The organism is Flaviramulus aquimarinus (genome assembly GCF_039543205.1).
GTDB classification, from domain to species: domain Bacteria; phylum Bacteroidota; class Bacteroidia; order Flavobacteriales; family Flavobacteriaceae; genus Flaviramulus_B; species Flaviramulus_B aquimarinus.
In genome coordinates, this window is the sequence record NZ_BAABJH010000005.1 from 1 (window position 1) to 15,008 (window position 15,008).

At 31.0% G+C, this 15,008-nt stretch carries 23 protein-coding genes and 1 tRNA gene; 6 read left to right on the forward strand and 18 right to left on the reverse strand.

Annotation, left to right across the window (positions count from 1 at the left end; translation table 11 throughout):
- On the forward strand, positions 1–548 hold a 548-nt coding region (locus ABD941_RS10685), incomplete at its 5' end, for a T9SS type A sorting domain-containing protein (protein ID WP_345274129.1).
- 64 nt (positions 549–612) lie between these two features.
- Here the strand turns inward: ABD941_RS10685 and ABD941_RS10690 are convergent.
- Positions 613–686 (reverse strand) — tRNA-Met (locus ABD941_RS10690).
- A 131-nt stretch (positions 687–817) separates the two neighbouring features.
- Here ABD941_RS10690 and ABD941_RS10695 point away from each other — a divergent pair.
- A complete protein-coding gene (locus ABD941_RS10695; protein ID WP_345274130.1) occupies positions 818–1,210 on the forward strand; it encodes an START-like domain-containing protein in 393 nt (130 codons plus the stop codon).
- Between the two features lie 65 nt (positions 1,211–1,275).
- On the forward strand, positions 1,276–2,118 hold the full coding sequence (locus ABD941_RS10700) for an aminotransferase class IV (RefSeq protein ID WP_345274131.1): 843 nt from the start codon (positions 1,276–1,278) through the stop codon (positions 2,116–2,118).
- On the opposite strand, the gene ABD941_RS10705 is transcribed toward ABD941_RS10700, so the two are convergent.
- The 5 genes from ABD941_RS10705 to ABD941_RS10725 all read right to left on the reverse strand — a co-directional run bounded on the left by ABD941_RS10705 (position 2,115) and on the right by ABD941_RS10725 (position 6,667).
- Positions 2,115–2,675, reverse strand: a complete 561-nt coding sequence (locus ABD941_RS10705; protein ID WP_345274132.1) for a YqgE/AlgH family protein — start codon at positions 2,673–2,675, stop codon at positions 2,115–2,117. The two genes, ABD941_RS10700 and ABD941_RS10705, sit on opposite strands and share 4 nt — an antisense overlap.
- Before the next feature lie 119 nt (positions 2,676–2,794).
- On the reverse strand, positions 2,795–3,067 hold the full coding sequence (locus tag ABD941_RS10710) for an HU family DNA-binding protein (protein ID WP_345190785.1): 273 nt from the start codon (positions 3,065–3,067) through the stop codon (positions 2,795–2,797).
- Between the two features lie 188 nt (positions 3,068–3,255).
- Positions 3,256–4,203, reverse strand: coding sequence for a methionyl-tRNA formyltransferase (gene fmt, locus ABD941_RS10715; RefSeq protein ID WP_345274133.1), 948 nt, complete (start codon positions 4,201–4,203; stop codon positions 3,256–3,258).
- The gene (locus ABD941_RS10720) at positions 4,200–6,104 is read right to left on the reverse strand and encodes a RecQ family ATP-dependent DNA helicase (RefSeq protein WP_345274134.1); all 1,905 of its coding nucleotides are present in this window, start codon (positions 6,102–6,104) and stop codon (positions 4,200–4,202) included. Before ABD941_RS10720 ends, fmt begins: the two co-directional genes overlap by 4 nt.
- An 8-nt stretch (positions 6,105–6,112) precedes the next feature.
- Positions 6,113–6,667, reverse strand: coding sequence for an AAA family ATPase (locus ABD941_RS10725; protein ID WP_345274135.1), 555 nt, complete (start codon positions 6,665–6,667; stop codon positions 6,113–6,115).
- 88 nt (positions 6,668–6,755) lie between these two features.
- On the opposite strand from ABD941_RS10725, the gene ABD941_RS10730 reads away from it, so the two are divergent.
- The 3 genes from ABD941_RS10730 to murA all read left to right on the forward strand — a co-directional run bounded on the left by ABD941_RS10730 (position 6,756) and on the right by murA (position 9,083).
- Positions 6,756–7,049, forward strand: a complete 294-nt coding sequence (locus ABD941_RS10730; protein ID WP_345274136.1) for a DUF493 family protein — start codon at positions 6,756–6,758, stop codon at positions 7,047–7,049.
- Positions 7,050–7,118: 69 nt separating this feature from the next.
- Complete coding sequence (locus ABD941_RS10735; RefSeq protein WP_345274286.1) at positions 7,119–7,769, forward strand: DUF4290 domain-containing protein; 651 nt, start codon at positions 7,119–7,121, stop codon at positions 7,767–7,769.
- Between the two features lie 6 nt (positions 7,770–7,775).
- Positions 7,776–9,083 carry a UDP-N-acetylglucosamine 1-carboxyvinyltransferase gene (gene murA, locus ABD941_RS10740; protein ID WP_345274137.1) on the forward strand — a complete coding sequence of 436 codons (1,308 nt, stop codon included), beginning with the start codon at positions 7,776–7,778 and terminating at the stop codon, positions 9,081–9,083.
- 1 nt (position 9,084) lies between these two features.
- Here the strand turns inward: murA and ABD941_RS10745 are convergent, their stop codons facing one another.
- The 12 genes from ABD941_RS10745 to ABD941_RS10800 all read right to left on the reverse strand — a co-directional run bounded on the left by ABD941_RS10745 (position 9,085) and on the right by ABD941_RS10800 (position 14,992).
- Positions 9,085–9,318, reverse strand: a complete 234-nt coding sequence (locus tag ABD941_RS10745; RefSeq protein WP_345274138.1) for a hypothetical protein — start codon at positions 9,316–9,318, stop codon at positions 9,085–9,087.
- 141 nt (positions 9,319–9,459) lie between these two features.
- Positions 9,460–9,843 carry a hypothetical protein gene (locus ABD941_RS10750; protein WP_345274139.1) on the reverse strand — a complete coding sequence of 128 codons (384 nt, stop codon included), beginning with the start codon at positions 9,841–9,843 and terminating at the stop codon, positions 9,460–9,462.
- A 76-nt stretch (positions 9,844–9,919) separates the two neighbouring features.
- Complete coding sequence (locus ABD941_RS10755) at positions 9,920–11,224, reverse strand: cryptochrome/photolyase family protein (protein WP_345274140.1); 1,305 nt, start codon at positions 11,222–11,224, stop codon at positions 9,920–9,922.
- 26 nt (positions 11,225–11,250) lie between these two features.
- Positions 11,251–11,715: an SRPBCC family protein gene (locus tag ABD941_RS10760; protein WP_345274141.1), complete on the reverse strand. Its 465-nt coding sequence runs from the start codon at positions 11,713–11,715 to the stop codon at positions 11,251–11,253.
- Positions 11,716–11,729: 14 nt separating this feature from the next.
- Entirely contained in the window at positions 11,730–12,194 is a 465-nt protein-coding gene (locus ABD941_RS10765; RefSeq protein WP_345274142.1) for a TspO/MBR family protein, read from the reverse strand.
- A complete protein-coding gene (locus ABD941_RS10770) occupies positions 12,191–12,358 on the reverse strand; it encodes a Lacal_2735 family protein (protein ID WP_345274143.1) in 168 nt (55 codons plus the stop codon). The genes ABD941_RS10765 and ABD941_RS10770 overlap by 4 nt, the downstream gene beginning before the upstream one ends.
- A 5-nt stretch (positions 12,359–12,363) precedes the next feature.
- Entirely contained in the window at positions 12,364–12,843 is a 480-nt protein-coding gene (locus tag ABD941_RS10775) for a glutathione peroxidase (RefSeq protein WP_345274144.1), read from the reverse strand.
- Positions 12,844–12,899: 56 nt separating this feature from the next.
- On the reverse strand, positions 12,900–13,583 hold the full coding sequence (locus tag ABD941_RS10780) for an SDR family NAD(P)-dependent oxidoreductase (RefSeq protein ID WP_345274145.1): 684 nt from the start codon (positions 13,581–13,583) through the stop codon (positions 12,900–12,902).
- A 24-nt stretch (positions 13,584–13,607) separates the two neighbouring features.
- The gene (locus ABD941_RS10785) at positions 13,608–13,823 is read right to left on the reverse strand and encodes a hypothetical protein (RefSeq protein ID WP_345274146.1); all 216 of its coding nucleotides are present in this window, start codon (positions 13,821–13,823) and stop codon (positions 13,608–13,610) included.
- Between the two features lie 168 nt (positions 13,824–13,991).
- Positions 13,992–14,216 (reverse strand): hypothetical protein, encoded by a 225-nt coding sequence (locus ABD941_RS10790; protein WP_345274147.1) that lies wholly within the window; start codon positions 14,214–14,216, stop codon positions 13,992–13,994.
- 78 nt (positions 14,217–14,294) lie between these two features.
- Positions 14,295–14,567, reverse strand: coding sequence for a TIGR03643 family protein (locus tag ABD941_RS10795; RefSeq protein WP_345274148.1), 273 nt, complete (start codon positions 14,565–14,567; stop codon positions 14,295–14,297).
- Positions 14,558–14,992 (reverse strand): hypothetical protein, encoded by a 435-nt coding sequence (locus ABD941_RS10800; protein ID WP_345274149.1) that lies wholly within the window; start codon positions 14,990–14,992, stop codon positions 14,558–14,560. The genes ABD941_RS10795 and ABD941_RS10800 overlap by 10 nt, the downstream gene beginning before the upstream one ends.
- Positions 14,993–15,008: the final 16 nt, after the last annotated feature.

The following is a 15,008-nucleotide window of genomic DNA, read 5'->3' on the forward strand; positions in this document are numbered from 1 at the left end:
TAACGGCTCCAGCAACGCCAGACTGTGACGATACAGACGATACCATCCACCCGAATACAGTATGGTACATCGATAATGATGGAGATGGTTATAGCGGAGGTTCTTTACAAGTATCTTGTAATCGACCCGTAAATTATTATTTATTCTCTGAGTTAATTGCTATAACAGGCGATTGTGATGATAATGTGTTTGAGGTAAATCCAAATGGAACAGAAGTTCCAAACAATAACATTGATGATGACTGTAATCCATTAACAGTAGATGGCACTTTAGGAATAGAAGATTTTGATTTGGGGAATGTTTTATTATTACCAAACCCTTTTAAGGATAAAGTTGTTGTAGTGTTACCATTATCTTTTAGCTATAATGTTTTTAATATTAAGATTTACGATTTAAATGGGAGGCTAATCTTAGATAAAGAATATGTGAATAAGAATGGTAAGATAAATGTATCGGACTTAAATAATCTTGAAAATGCTCCGTATATATTTAAAATTATTGAAAAAGAAACCAAAACTTCAATAACTAAAAGATTACTTAAATACTAGTACTTTATAAAAATATTGATTATAAATAAAAAGTCGAGATTTAATATCTCGACTTTTTATCTTGTAGCGAGAGGGGGGCACGATCCCCCGACCTCCGGGTTATGAATCCGACGCTCTAACCAACTGAGCTACCTCGCCATAATTTAAGGGTGCAAATATAAAAACAATATTGTTGTAAGCAAACAGAACTAAAGGAAAATATTATTAAAAATAGTTGCTATACTTATCAATTAATGTATATATTGGGCTTGTAAATTTCAAAAGTAATTATGGACGATAAAATTAAGTTTGATATTGAATTTCCAATACATGCCTCTCCTCAATTGTTATATCAATATATATCGACACCATCTGGTTTATCTGAATGGTTTTCAGATAATGTAAATTCTCGAGGAGAATTGTTTACTTTTATATGGGATGGTAGCGAAGAACAAGCAAAATTGTTAAATAAAAAAAGTGGCGAACGTGTTAAATTCAGGTGGCTAGAAGACGAAGAAGATGATTTGACTTGTTATTTTGAAATAAGGATTCAAGTAGATGAAATTACTAAAGATGTGTCTTTAATGGTTACTGATTTTGCCGATGAAGATGAAGTTGATGAAGCAAAAATGCTTTGGGCAAATCAAATTTCCAGTTTAAAACAAGTATTAGGGTCAGCCTAATAATCAATAGCATATTTTAAATTATATTTGTCCCGCTTTTCAAAACCATGTTAGCGGGATTTTTTATGACAAATTTTAACGGAACTATTTTAGAAGAAAACACCTTTTTATCACCTCAAAACAGAGGGTATGCCTATGGCGATGCACTTTTTGAAACTATAAAAACTAGTTACGGAAAGATCTTGTTTTGGGAAGATCATTATTTTAGATTAATGGCATCAATGCGTATTATGCGTATGGAAATTCCAATGAATTTCACTATGGAATTTTTAGAAGAACAAATGCAAAAGACTTTAGAAGCTAATCAATTATTAAAATCATCAGCTCGCATAAAGTTAATGATTCATAGAAATGAAGGTGGATTTTATATGCCAGATACTAATGATGTTAGTTTTATTATTTCGGTAAAACAAATTCAAGACGATTTTTATTTATTGAAAACTGATTTTTACGAAGTTGATTTGTTTAAGGACTACTATATTTCACCTAGTTTGTTGTCCACTTTAAAAACGAATAATAAAGCACTCAATGTTATCGGAAGTATTTTTGCTAAAGAAAATAATTTAAATAATTGTTTGATTCTAAATACAGACAAAAAAGTTGTTGAAGCACTTAATGGAAATATTTTTTTAGTTAAAGAGAATGTTATTAAAACACCACCAATATCTGATGGATGTTTAAAGGGAGTTATGCGTACGCAAGTTATAAATATTGTTAAAGCGTTGCCAGAATATGAAATAGTTGAAGATTCTATATCTCCTTTTGATCTGCAAAAAGCCGATGAACTATTCATAACTAATGTTATTTCTGGAATACAGCCAATAAGTAAATACAGGAAGAAAATCTTCTTTAATGATGTGTCTAGAGAATTACTGCAAAAACTAAATGTTAAAATACGATTAAATTAATTGTAACTAGGGTTTTCTGGCGCATTAGACCAAATACTATATTCTCCACCAAATTCCAGCATTTTTTCTTTCCAAAAGGTTTCGTAATCTTTCTCTATAATATTCTTTTTATAAATATTTTCAGTAACAACCCATGAATTAGCTTTCAATTCACTTTCTAACTGGGTAGATTCCCAGCCAGAATACCCAAGAAAAAAGCGGATATCATTTTCGCTTATAGTCCTATCTTTAATAAGTTCGGCTAACTTAGAGAAATCGCCACCCCAGTAAATTCCCAAAGAAATTTCTATACTATCTGGAATTAATTGTGGTATTTTATGTATAAAATATAAGTTATCTTGTTCTACAGGGCCACCATTATATACTTTAAACGTAGCTTCTACTTCTGGTATTAAATCATTAATAGTATATTCAAGCGGTTTATTAAGAATAAAACCTATAGAGCCTTCTTTAGAATGGTCGGCTAGTAAAACAATAGAACGATTAAAAGAAACATCACCAATAATAGCAGGTTCAGCGATTAACAAATCTCCTTTTTTGGGTTTTATTGTTACCATATTTTGAGGTTTTAATAATTAAATCTAATATTTATTTATTAAAAATGCAACTCTTTTTGGGAGATATAAAAAATGCCTTCATAAAATGAAGGCATTTTTTATATAAGATAAGTAACTAATTAGTTTACTGCACTTGATAAATCTGATCCAGCTTTAAACTTAACAACGTTTTTAGCTTTGATTTTGATTGTTTCACCAGTTTGAGGGTTTCTTCCGTCTCTTGCAGCTCTTTTAGATACTGACCAAGATCCAAATCCTACTAAAGAAACTCTGTTGCCTTTTTGTAAAGCGCCTTCAATTTCAATGATTGCACACTCTAAAGCTTTTTTTGCAGCTGCTTTAGTAATTCCTGCATGCTCTGCCATTGCGTCAATTAAATCTGTTTTGTTCATAATATAAAATTTAATAATTAATAAATCGGTTAAACATTTTTGTTAATCCTCATACAAATTTATACGGATTATACTTCCGTGCAAGTAACCGCAAGGGAAATACATGGTTTTGTTGATAACTTGTAGTATTTGTTAATAAAGGAAGTGTATTTTATCGATCATTTTATAATATCAATGAGAATAAGGCTTTAGAGCATTTTAGCATTTGGCTCAAATGCATAACCATTTAAAAGAGATTTTATTTCCATAGTACGCTTACCAGGAAGTTTTATTTCTTTTAAAACAATGTAACCTTTTGCAACTGCGACCTTTAATTCTTTTTTAGAAGAAATAATCTTGCCAGTTTCTTCGGAATGAGCTATATATTCTTTTTCAACCTTGTATATCTTTATATCTAATGAGCTATCACCATTAATTAAGGTACACCATGCAGCGGGGTATGGACTTAATCCTCGAATTAAATTATAGATCTTATCAATATCGTCATTCCAATTTATTTTACAGTTGTTTTTATTTAACTTATAAGCTGTTTTGATATTTTTAGATTCTTTTTGGGGAATGGTTTGCACGTCATTATTTTCTATTAGAGAAATAGTTTTTATAACCAAATCGCTACCCATATGCATTAATTTATCATGAAGACTGCCTGCATTTTCGTCTGGTTCAATACCCAATTCCTCTTGCAGAATCATATCACCAGTATCAATTTTTTCATCAATAAAGAATGTTGAAACCCCCGTTTTTGTTTCTCCATTAATAATAGCCCAGTTAATAGGGGCAGCACCACGATAGTTTGGTAATAACGAGGCATGCAAATTAAATGTGCCGTATTCGGGCATTTGCCAAACTACTTTTGGTAACATTCTAAAAGCTACTACAATTTGAAGATTAGCATTAAGGGATTTTAATTCATCTAAAAAATCAGTACTTTTTAAGTTAGTAGGCTGTAAAATGTTCAAGCCTTGAGTTTTTGCGTATTGTTTAACCGCACTCTCGTTAAGTTTTCGTCCGCGTCCTGCAGGTCTATCGGGTGCTGTAATAACACCTGCAATATTATGTTTGTTTTCTACTAATGCTTTTAAAATAGTAACTGCAAAATCGGGTGTACCCATAAATACAATTCTTAAATCCTTCATAAATGACTTAGTTTATAAGTGTTTGTTGGTGTAATAGTAATTATTTGATGTTCTAACATTAATTTTAAAACGGTTTTTAGATCTTTTTCTGAACATTTTAAATGGGCAATAATTGCTCTTGACGATTGATCACCATTTTCCAATAATTCTATAATACATTTTTTTATGGTAATAAGGTCTTGAGTAGCGTCACTTTTTTTAGGGTCAATGCAAACCGAACAAATGCCACAAGGTTTTGTATCCTTTTCACCAAAATAGGAGAGGAGTTGCATGCTTTTACAAACCGAATCATTTTCAACATAATTAACCATAGCTTTAACTTGCTGCTGTTTTAATTTGTTTTGTTGTTCTATAATTGATGCAATTCTGTTTATTGTTTTATCATCTTCTCTTGGTTGAATAAATGTGACTTGTGCATCGGTTTTTGCTAAATTTAAAGTGATGATAGCATCTCGCTCCAATTGTTGCAAAGTCTTTATTAAAATGTTTTCTGATACTGAAGCTTTTTCAGTAATTTTAATTAAATCAATTTTTGTGTTGTGCTCAAAAACACCACCATATAGTCTTAAAATAGACTTTACGATAATGTTAAAATCTTGATGCGTTTCTAAATAATTAAAAAGAGCTGTGTTGGATATGATGAATTGTACTGTTACCTTATTCTTAAATTGTTTTGATAATGTGATAATACTATTTCTATCTAACAATAATAAAGCATTGTAACATAAAATAGGGCTAAAATTATAGGTTTTGCAAAAGGTATTAAAATCAAAATCGAAAGTCATATATTCACCTTCACCATAGGATATTTGAAAATAGTTACATAGTTTTCTATATACTTGTTTTACAAAATTGACATCTGGAAGTACACTAAGAAATTGATTTTTAACCTTAGATTCATCACTGTTGTTTTTTAATATGACAGCAAAAGCTTTTTCGCCATTTCTACCAACCCGCCCTGCTTCCTGAAAATAACTTTCTATGTTTTCTGGTAAATTTATATGAATAACTGTTTTTACATCAGGTTTATCAATACCCATTCCAAATGCATTAGTGGCAACCATTACTTGTTTTTGGTTGTGTAACCATGAGGTCATATTTGCATCTTTTTCAATATTTGAAAGTCCACCATGATAGTAAGATGCTGTAATATTTTTCGATTCTAAAAATTCGCTAACTTCCAGAGTTGATTTTCTGTTTCTAACGTAAATAATTGATGAGCTTGTATATTTTTTTAGGATAGTTTCAAGTCTGTAATATTTATCGTTTTCATGAAACACCATGTATGCCAGGTTAGGACGTAAAAAAGATTGCTTAAATATTTTAGGTTTAATAAAATCTAGTTCCTTAATAATGTCTTTTACAACTTCTGGTCTTGCTGAGGCGGTCAATGCCACTACATTTACCGAGGGTTGTAATTGGCGTAAAATGGCTATGTTTTTATATGCAGGTCTAAAATCGCTACCCCATTGCGAGATACAATGTGCTTCATCAACTGCAATTAAATTTACGTTCATTAACCTGATACGGTCTTGAACCAATTCTTGTTGTAGACGTTCTGGTGAAAGATATAAAAACTTGTAATTTCCATAAATGCAATTATCTAAAAGTGTATCTAATTCATTATAGCTTATACCACTCGTAAGTGCCATGGCTTTAATGCCTTTGTTATTTAATTGTTGCACTTGGTCTTTCATAAGTGCTATTAATGGCGAGACGACTATGCATATACCTTTTTTTGCTAAAGCAGGAATTTGAAAGCATAACGATTTTCCTCCGCCAGTAGGTAGTAATACAAACGTATCTTCACCTTGTATAACACTATGTATAATAGCTTCTTGTTCAGGCCTAAATGCTGTGAATTTCCAATAGTGTTCTAATATGTTTATTGGGTGTGTCACAGGTTTTTTTAGATGTTATTTATGATATAATTGGTGCGATCTTCGATAGTTCCAAAAGGGACTTCAATAACATTATAACCAAATTTTTTGTAAGTATGTTCTAAAAAATTATGAATTTTTACAGCTTCTTCAAAAGTTTCAAATCGCTCATTGTCTGTTTTATAAATAGATTTCCAAGGTGGGAGTAAAAACACATGAGTATAAACATGTGTTTGACATGCCTCAGTAAATAAGTTGCCATATTGCTGATTAAAATAGTCCATATATGCTAAAACATCCGGAATACCACGATCAAAGAAGTTTAGGTTTTTATTTAAAGTTCCAGCTTGTTTAAATTGATCAATACGACCGTTAAGCAATCGGGTATTAAAGGTCATAGGGTCATTAGCAAAAGCAATTGGATTAGAAATATGCTCAGAAGTGCTTACTTCATTTTTAACCTCTAAAGTTAGCGTGCGTATGACTTCATCAAAACAATGAAATTTTTTTATTTTCAAAGTATTAATTATGGATGTTTTTCCTGTTCCTGGGCCACCAGTAATAACAATTTTTTTAGTGTTCAATGGAGTATTATTTGCTGTAAAAATCGGAATTTAAAGGCTATAAAAAAAATAGAAATGAAACCTTATATTTGTAGCTTAAAAAAAGATTATGAGTACACCTGAAAATTCAGAAGAATTTTATAAAAAATTAAAAGCACAATTATACGATACGGCATTGTGGCCATCGGAATATTTATATAAATTTATTGTCCTAACAGATAAAGAAAAAATAGTGCTAATTGAATCACTTTTTAATAATTTAGGTGCAGTAATAGAAACTAAAGTATCTAAAAACGGAAAATATACTAGCGTATCTATTAACGTTTTGATGAAAAACCCTGTTACTGTGATTGAAAAATACAAGGAAGTAGCAGAAAAAGTAGAAGGAGTCATAAGCCTTTAGTTTTTTTTTGTATTTTGCGCTTGCATAACAACTACGTGCATCAATATTTAACTCTACACATTTATTTTGATAATAGACAATTTAGAATACAACACAGAGCGTGAGCATTTGATTATTCCAGAATATGGACGCCATATGCAAAAAATGATTAATTACGCTAAATCACTTGAAACAAAAGAAGAGCGCAATAAAGTAGCAAAAGGCATTATTGCTGTGATGGGTAATATGCAACCACATTTACGAGATGTTCCCGATTTTCAGCATAAACTTTGGGATCAATTGTTTATCATGTCTAATTTTGAATTAGATGCCGATTCACCTTATGAGGTTCCTACAAAAGAAATTTATGAAGAGCGTCCAGAACCTTTAAAATATCCACAAAATTTCCCTAAATATCGTTTTTATGGTAACAATATAAAAACCATGATTGATGTTGCTAATACTTGGGAAGAAGGTGAGCTTAAAGAAGCTTTGGTTTATACTATAGCAAATCATATGAAAAAGTGTTTTTTAAATTGGAATAAGGACACGGTAGAAGATGCTGTAATCTTCAACCATTTATTTGAGCTTTCTGGAGGTAAAATTGATTTAAAAGATTCTGAAGAAGATTTACAAGACGCGACAAACTTAATGCGTTCTAAATCTAAATATTCTAACAGCCATAGTAAAAAAGGGCACCACAAGAAAAAATCAAATAACCGACAAAGAAAACGTTACTAGTACAGCATGGGAACATTTAAAATTGAAGGTGGTCACCAACTTAAAGGTAGTATACAACCACAAGGTGCGAAAAATGAAGCGTTACAGATTTTATGTGCGGTTTTATTAACTCCAGAGTTAATTACAATATATAACATTCCAGATATTGTTGATGTCAATAAGCTAATTAGCTTGCTCAAAAAATTAGGTGTTAAAGTTGAAAAACAAGGAAAAGGCACATATACATTTCAGGCAGACGAGGTTGATTTAGCGTATTTAGAATCCGATCAATTTAAAATAGATGGTCGTGGTTTACGAGGTTCTATTATGATTGTAGGGCCTTTATTAGCGCGTTTTGGAAAAGGCTATATACCAAAGCCCGGTGGTGATAAAATTGGTCGTCGTCGTTTAGATACGCACTTTGAAGGTTTAATAAAACTTGGTGCTAAATTTGGATATAGTAAAGAGGAACAATTTTATGGCGTTGAAGCTGAGAAATTAAAAGGAACTTACATGCTTCTAGAGGAAGCTTCGGTAACTGGAACGGCAAATATATTAATGGCTGCTGTTTTAGCAGAAGGGCAAACTACTATTTACAATGCAGCCTGCGAACCCTATTTACAGCAATTATGTAAAATGCTGAATAGGATGGGAGCTAAAATTAGCGGTGTTGGTTCAAATATGCTTATTATTGATGGGGTTCAAAATTTAGGAGGAACAGATCATACCATGTTACCAGATATGATTGAAATTGGTAGTTGGATTGGTTTGGCAGCGATGACTAAAAGTGAATTAACCATTACTAATGTGTCTTGGAACGATTTAGGATTGATTCCAGAAACATTTAGAAAATTAGGTATTACAGTTGAAAAGCAAGGTGATGATATCCATATTCCTGCGCATACTGATGGTTACGAAATACAAAGTTTTATAGATGGTTCTATTCTAACCATTTCTGATGCACCTTGGCCTGGATTTACGCCCGATTTATTGAGTATTATACTGGTTGTGGCAACACAAGCAAGAGGTAGTGTTTTAATACATCAAAAGATGTTTGAAAGCCGTTTGTTTTTTGTAGACAAACTAATTGATATGGGCGCGAAAATTATTTTGTGTGATCCACATAGGGCTACTGTTATTGGTCATGACTTTAAGTCGACTTTAAAAGCAACAACCATGACATCTCCTGATATTCGTGCTGGTGTCTCGTTATTAATTGCAGCACTTTCTGCAAAAGGAACATCTACCATTCAAAATATTGAACAGATAGATCGAGGTTATGAAAATATAGATGAACGCTTACGTGCTATTGGAGCACATATTGAGCGCATATAGTTTATGAAGCTTTAAAATTTGAATACACAACTCTTAAGTTTCTATAAAAGTTGTTTTTAGTTTCGATAGTATTTTCTGGTTTAATGGAATTTACATAGTCTTTTAATATGGACATAGAAATGTCTATACATTCAGCAGGATTAACATCAGGTTTAAATTCTATTTCTAATATTTCATCATTTTTATTAAAGTTTAAACTTTCTATAATGGAAGGGTTTAAATGTACGCGTATCATAGCTTGATTAATTTTAATATTACACCTTTATAAAGGTAATGCTATAGATAGCAAAAAAAAATAAGTATAACTGCGTATTTTTAATAGAAGCTGTGTAGATGTATATCTTAAAATGGGTTTATTACTAAAGTAGAACTATTATTAATTCATTTTTATCATTTCCAATTCTAGGTGTTTTGGCTGAATGTCGTTTCCTTTTGAGATACAGATATATCTATCATCAAATGTTTTGATAATCTTATATTTGAATATTTTACCTATAAGGTGTTCGAAGTTTGGGTTTGAAACTTTTCTGCAAGTCAAAATAAATTCGCAATCTGACTTCCATTCAATGGAACTTTGAATTTCGATCTGATTTTTTGTACTAATTTCAATTTGAATTGAATCTGTTCTATTTATTTTCCACTCAGAGTAATTTGAGTTAGAATATTCAAACTCTCCAGTTTTAAATTCAGAACAATTTTTATCTTGACAATATGAACTTAAAGCTAGAATCGAAAACAGTATTAAAACTAGTTTTCTCATGTTAATTGTTAAGGTTGTTTACATTCAAATATAAGGATTTCTCTTATAAAAAGCGAGCGAAGTATGATTTGTTTTTTTAATTTAAGGCTTCTTTATAAACTTTTAAACAGCGTTCTCTAGCAAATTTATGATCAACGATAGGTCTGGGATAGGTCAGTTCTTGTAAATCTTGAACCCATGTATTAATGTAATCTAATTGTTTGTCAAACTTTTCAATTTGAGTCGTAGGGTTAAAAATTCTAAAATAGGGTGCTGCATCAACACCGCAACCAGCAACCCATTGCCAGTTTCCAATATTGCTAGCCATATCATAGTCGTGGAGCTTTTCGGCAAAATAGGCTTCGCCCCAGCGCCAATCTATTAATAAGTGTTTGCATAAAAAGCTACCAACTAACATCCTAACACGATTGTGCATAAACCCGGTTTCATTTAACTGTCGCATTCCTGCATCTACTAAAGGGTAACCCGTTTTACCTTCGCACCATAGTTTAAACTCTAGTTCGTTATTCCTCCAAACAATACGGTCGTATTTGGGTTTGAAACTTTTAGTCTGTGTTTCTGGAAAATGCCAAAGAATTTGCATAAAAAACTCACGCCATATCAGTTCTTGCCAGAATATTTCATTGACTTCAGCAACGGCTATTTTTACCATATTACGAATGCTAACGGTGCCAAAACGTAAATGTGGACCTAATTTAGAGGTACTGTCCAGAGCAGGGAAATTTCTTGTGGATTCGTAATTTTGTATGAGTTCTGTATTTATTACATAAGGTTTTATTTCTTGTTCAGATATTGAAAAACCTATATCATTCAAGCTTAAATTCAAAAATGAGTTACCTGAAATTAAATGACTTAGTAAATTTTCAGAAGGATACTGTTTAAGATTGCCTTTACGAAAGGTTTCTTTCCAACGTTTCATATATGGTGTATAGACTAAATATGGTTTGCCATCACTTTTTACAATATCATTTTTTTCAAAAATCACTTGGTCTTTAAACGTATTAAAACCAATATTGTTTTCATTTAAAAATAATTTGAGTTCAGCATCACGTTTTCTAGCATAAGGCTCATAATCATGATTACTGTAAACAGAATCAATGTTATAGGTTTTTATTATTTTTTTATAAACAGCAATGGGTTTACCATGATAAATGTTAATCCCACTATTGAATTCACTTATAAGTCTTGAATTTATATTTTGAAGCGTATTATGAATAAATGCAACGCGTGGATCGGTTTTTGGCAGGTGTTCTAAAATTTCAGAATCAAAAATAAAAATAAGAAGCACATTATATTGTCCTTTAAGGGCTTTATAAAGCGCATGATTATCGTTTAATCTTAAATCGCGACGAAACCAAAATATGTTAATTTTTTTTTTCAAATAAAAATATTTTAAATCAATTCAGCTTACTTATGAACTCCGAACAGTTGTTCAAGTTTTTGTGTACGATAATTAAAGATTTCTTCTAATTTAGGTTTTACTATAAAGGGATGGACCAATTGACCGATAATCCCAAAAGGAACTTTATAATCTATAATATCTTCCATTTCCACACCGCCTTCAATGGCTTTTATAAAATGTTTATGATGCCAAAGGGCGTAAGGACCAAAACGCTGTTCGTCTACAAAATAATGTTTATCTACAACATGGGTGATTTCTGTTACCCATTTGGTTTTAATGCCTAAAACTGGTGTTACAATATATTGGATAATTTGTCCCGCAAACATAGGTCTATCTGCTCCCGATAGTATATTAAACCCCATATAATCTGGCGTGATTGTTTTTAGATTTTTTGGATCTGATAGAAAATCCCAGGCTTGTTCTAAAGAAATTGGTAAGTTTTGCTTTTTGTGAAGGCGGTAAATTTTCATTAAATTATTTTGAGTTATGAGTTAAAAATTAAAATGTAAGCATTCAATGATGTTGCTACTATTAACCAAATAAAGTAAGGTGCAATAAGTAGGCTTTTTGTTTTTAAAAGGGACTTATAATCGAATAAAAACTTCCCAATTATAAAAGTTAATGAAACGATACAAATTAAGCCTAAAGCAACCATATGTTGATTAAAGAAAAAGAATCCCCAAATAACATTTAGTATAAACTGGGTGGTAAACAATATTTTTAATTTAGTATTTGGCACGAGTTTGTATAAGTAGGCCATATAGATTGAAAAACAAATCATGATGGTGCTCCATGCTAGGCCAAAAAACCATCCAGGAGGTGTCCAAGGGGCTTTATTTAACGATGTGTACCATTCGGTTTGTGGGCCGTTGTCCATAAGCCAATTACCTATGGCAAGTGCACCGAAATTGATAATTAAAAATACGACAGTGTATTTGATTAATTTCATTGTTTTAGTTTATGGATTTGTTTTGAAACTTCTTCTGCTTCTGCATATTTTTTATCACTTTCACTTCTATTCACACTTGATAGGTCATGCCATTCTTTCATAAGTGATTTATACTTATCTTGAAGTTTTTCGAGTTCTGTTTTCTTTTTAAAAAATCCGAACATAATTTTTATTTTAAGTGTTTTGTTATTTTTGAACTTTGTGGATTGGTTGTTGAAAAAAAGTAATCTACTAAATGGCCTTGGTCGTCCACTAAATATTTTTGAAAATTCCATTTCACTTTAGAATCTCTTTTATTGTTATATGTTTTTTCAGTGAGCCAAGTATATAATGGATGCTGGTTTTTACCTTTAACATCAATTTTTTCGGTCATTAAAAATGTAACTCCATAATTAACCTCGCAGAACGTGGCTATGGTGTTTTTATCTCCTGGTTCTTGACTGCCAAATTGATTGCAGGGCACACCAATAATTTGAAGTTTATCGTTGTATTGTTCATGCAATGCTTGCAAGTCCTTGTATTGAGAGGTAAAACCACATTTAGAAGCTACATTTACAAAAAGTATATGTTTTCCTTTGAATTTTAAAAGTTCAATAGGTTCTCCATTTAATGCATGGATTGAAATGTTGTAAATACATGTTTTATTCATTTTTGACCTTTTATTGCTTTTAAAAAATAAGGTGGCTATAAATATTTTGAAGGGGTTCATATTTTAAAACTTACTATACCACAATCCATTTCGAAAATCTGCCCAGACATGGAGGCTGCTTTGTCGGAGATTAGAAAATCTGCCATTTCTGCAACTTCTTTGGGATCTAGAAACTTTTTTAATGGATGGCGTTCGGTAATGTTTTCAATCATTTTATCATTTCGTAAAAGCTTTGAGGCGAGTTGGGTGTTTGTTACTGTAGGCGCAATAGCATTTATACGAATTGTTGGTGCGAGTTCTGCACCTAATGATTTAACCAATCCTTCAACACCAGATTTTGCTGTAGCTATACTGGCATGAAAAGGCATGCCTAATTTAGATGCCACTGTACTAAAAAGTAATATAGAGGGCTTTGTACCATTTTTAAGAATGGGTAAGTAGGCCTTAATAGCTTTTACAGCACCAAGGACGTTGATTTCAAAATCATTTTTAAAATCGTCAATACTTAATCTAGAAATAGGTTTAAGGTTAATGCTACCTGGGCAATAAATTAAACCGTCTGCATGTTCAATGTTTGGTAAATCATCTTTAGTAATGTCGCAAGAAAAGTGAGATAAGTTACCATGTTTGTACTCTGGAATGGTCCTACTAATGTTTATGACTTTGGAATGATCGAGTAGTTTACTTAGTATGGCATTTCCGATGCCCTTACTACCACCTATAACAAGTATTGTTTTCATATGGTTTCAGGGCATAGATTTGTGTTATGGCCTGCCCTTTAGCCTTTTTTCAATTTTTTGTTTAATAACAGTTAAGCGTTTCATTAAATCCATGATTTCAGGATCTTTATCTTCTTTGTAAATCGTATTTAAACTTAATATTAAGGCTTTTACTTCTCTAGACGATTCAATACGCTCACTAGTTGTTTTAAAAGTATGTTTACGTTGCTCGAATGCTAAAGCTTTATCAATAATCTCCATAATTTTTTTTAATCTTTAATCAATTTTAATATACATGTGAAAAAACATAATGTTTCACAATTTGACAATATAATAAAATCTATGACATTTTCGATTTTTATAGAGAATAATTATGTAAAATTTAATATTTAGGTAATAATTCCATAATTTTTAGATTATAATGAAACGTTATGCGGTTAATGGTTTTCCTTTTAATCGTTTTTCTACTTTTCTTTTTATAACGGTTAAACGTTTCATGATATCCATTATCTTTTCATCTTTTTTAGCCTTGTATATTTCATTTAAATCTAAAATCAAGGCTTTTGCTTCTCTAGAAATTTTAACACGATCACTCGTTGTTAAGGATCTCATTTTTGTTTTTTCAAATTCTAGGGCTCTGTTTATTAAATCCATAGTTTTAATTATTTATATATAGAATGGTAATTATTTTTTCTATTGGTTTACTTAGTTCTATTATTAATAAGGAATAATTTATCGTTTTGATATTTTATTCTGACTTATTTGTTTTTGTTGCGAACATTTAAAACGCCCTTTTTCAAAGGTTCGTAACTTTTCATGTTTTGTTTTTCTGCCTTTAACACGTTTACGCCACATTTTAAAACTACTGGGTTTCATTTCTGCCCTCATGAGTGCTATGACTTCTTGTTCTTTTAAGCCAAATTGAAAAAGGATAGCTTCAAATGTTGTTCGGTCTTCCCAAGCCATTTCTATAATTCTATCAACATCTTGTATTTCTAAATCCATAAATGTTGAAAATCATACTGTGAATCATACTTTATTTTTTCATCTAACATTTTTCTAAAAAAGTTTTTGTTTTCTCTAAATGTTTTATTGTTTTTAAAATGTATAAATTGACCATTGGCATGAATACTTGCGCCATTTACTTTATATATAACCAATTGGTAGTAAGGAATAGCCCAAGTAAGGTTTTTTAAACCTTTATTGATATATATAAGAATACCACCAGTACGTAATTCTATATTAGCATAATTAGGATCTGAAATTGAATTCATGTGTTGTTTAAAATTGAGACTAACATCATCTATAATCATACGTTTTGAGCCAACCCCTTTCATTTTTATTGATTTTAAAAATGAATAAGGTTTGCCAACCAAATCATTAATAAGTTCCTGATTTTTTTTATTCGAATATGTAGTATCTAGAAACATAATTTACTGTTTATCC

Excerpts from the sequence above, each read along its gene's own strand:
- ABD941_RS10695 (WP_345274130.1), top strand. The coding sequence starts at position 818 with ATGGACGATAAAATTAAGTTTGATATTGAATTTCCAATACATGCCTCT.
- ABD941_RS10700 (WP_345274131.1), top strand. The coding sequence starts at position 1,276 with ATGACAAATTTTAACGGAACTATTTTAGAAGAAAACACCTTTTTATCA.
- ABD941_RS10705 (WP_345274132.1), bottom strand. The coding sequence starts at position 2,675 with ATGGTAACAATAAAACCCAAAAAAGGAGATTTGTTAATCGCTGAACCT.
- ABD941_RS10710 (WP_345190785.1), bottom strand. The coding sequence starts at position 3,067 with ATGAACAAAACAGATTTAATTGACGCAATGGCAGAGCATGCAGGAATT.
- fmt (WP_345274133.1), bottom strand. The coding sequence starts at position 4,203 with ATGAAGGATTTAAGAATTGTATTTATGGGTACACCCGATTTTGCAGTT.
- ABD941_RS10730 (WP_345274136.1), top strand. The coding sequence starts at position 6,756 with ATGAGTACACCTGAAAATTCAGAAGAATTTTATAAAAAATTAAAAGCA.
- murA (WP_345274137.1), top strand. The coding sequence starts at position 7,776 with ATGGGAACATTTAAAATTGAAGGTGGTCACCAACTTAAAGGTAGTATA.
- ABD941_RS10745 (WP_345274138.1), bottom strand. The coding sequence starts at position 9,318 with ATGATACGCGTACATTTAAACCCTTCCATTATAGAAAGTTTAAACTTT.
- ABD941_RS10750 (WP_345274139.1), bottom strand. The coding sequence starts at position 9,843 with ATGAGAAAACTAGTTTTAATACTGTTTTCGATTCTAGCTTTAAGTTCA.
- ABD941_RS10760 (WP_345274141.1), bottom strand. The coding sequence starts at position 11,715 with ATGAAAATTTACCGCCTTCACAAAAAGCAAAACTTACCAATTTCTTTA.
- ABD941_RS10765 (WP_345274142.1), bottom strand. The coding sequence starts at position 12,194 with ATGAAATTAATCAAATACACTGTCGTATTTTTAATTATCAATTTCGGT.
- ABD941_RS10770 (WP_345274143.1), bottom strand. The coding sequence starts at position 12,358 with ATGTTCGGATTTTTTAAAAAGAAAACAGAACTCGAAAAACTTCAAGAT.
- ABD941_RS10775 (WP_345274144.1), bottom strand. The coding sequence starts at position 12,843 with ATGAATAAAACATGTATTTACAACATTTCAATCCATGCATTAAATGGA.
- ABD941_RS10780 (WP_345274145.1), bottom strand. The coding sequence starts at position 13,583 with ATGAAAACAATACTTGTTATAGGTGGTAGTAAGGGCATCGGAAATGCC.
- ABD941_RS10785 (WP_345274146.1), bottom strand. The coding sequence starts at position 13,823 with ATGGAGATTATTGATAAAGCTTTAGCATTCGAGCAACGTAAACATACT.
- ABD941_RS10790 (WP_345274147.1), bottom strand. The coding sequence starts at position 14,216 with ATGGATTTAATAAACAGAGCCCTAGAATTTGAAAAAACAAAAATGAGA.
- ABD941_RS10795 (WP_345274148.1), bottom strand. The coding sequence starts at position 14,567 with ATGGATTTAGAAATACAAGATGTTGATAGAATTATAGAAATGGCTTGG.
- ABD941_RS10800 (WP_345274149.1), bottom strand. The coding sequence starts at position 14,992 with ATGTTTCTAGATACTACATATTCGAATAAAAAAAATCAGGAACTTATT.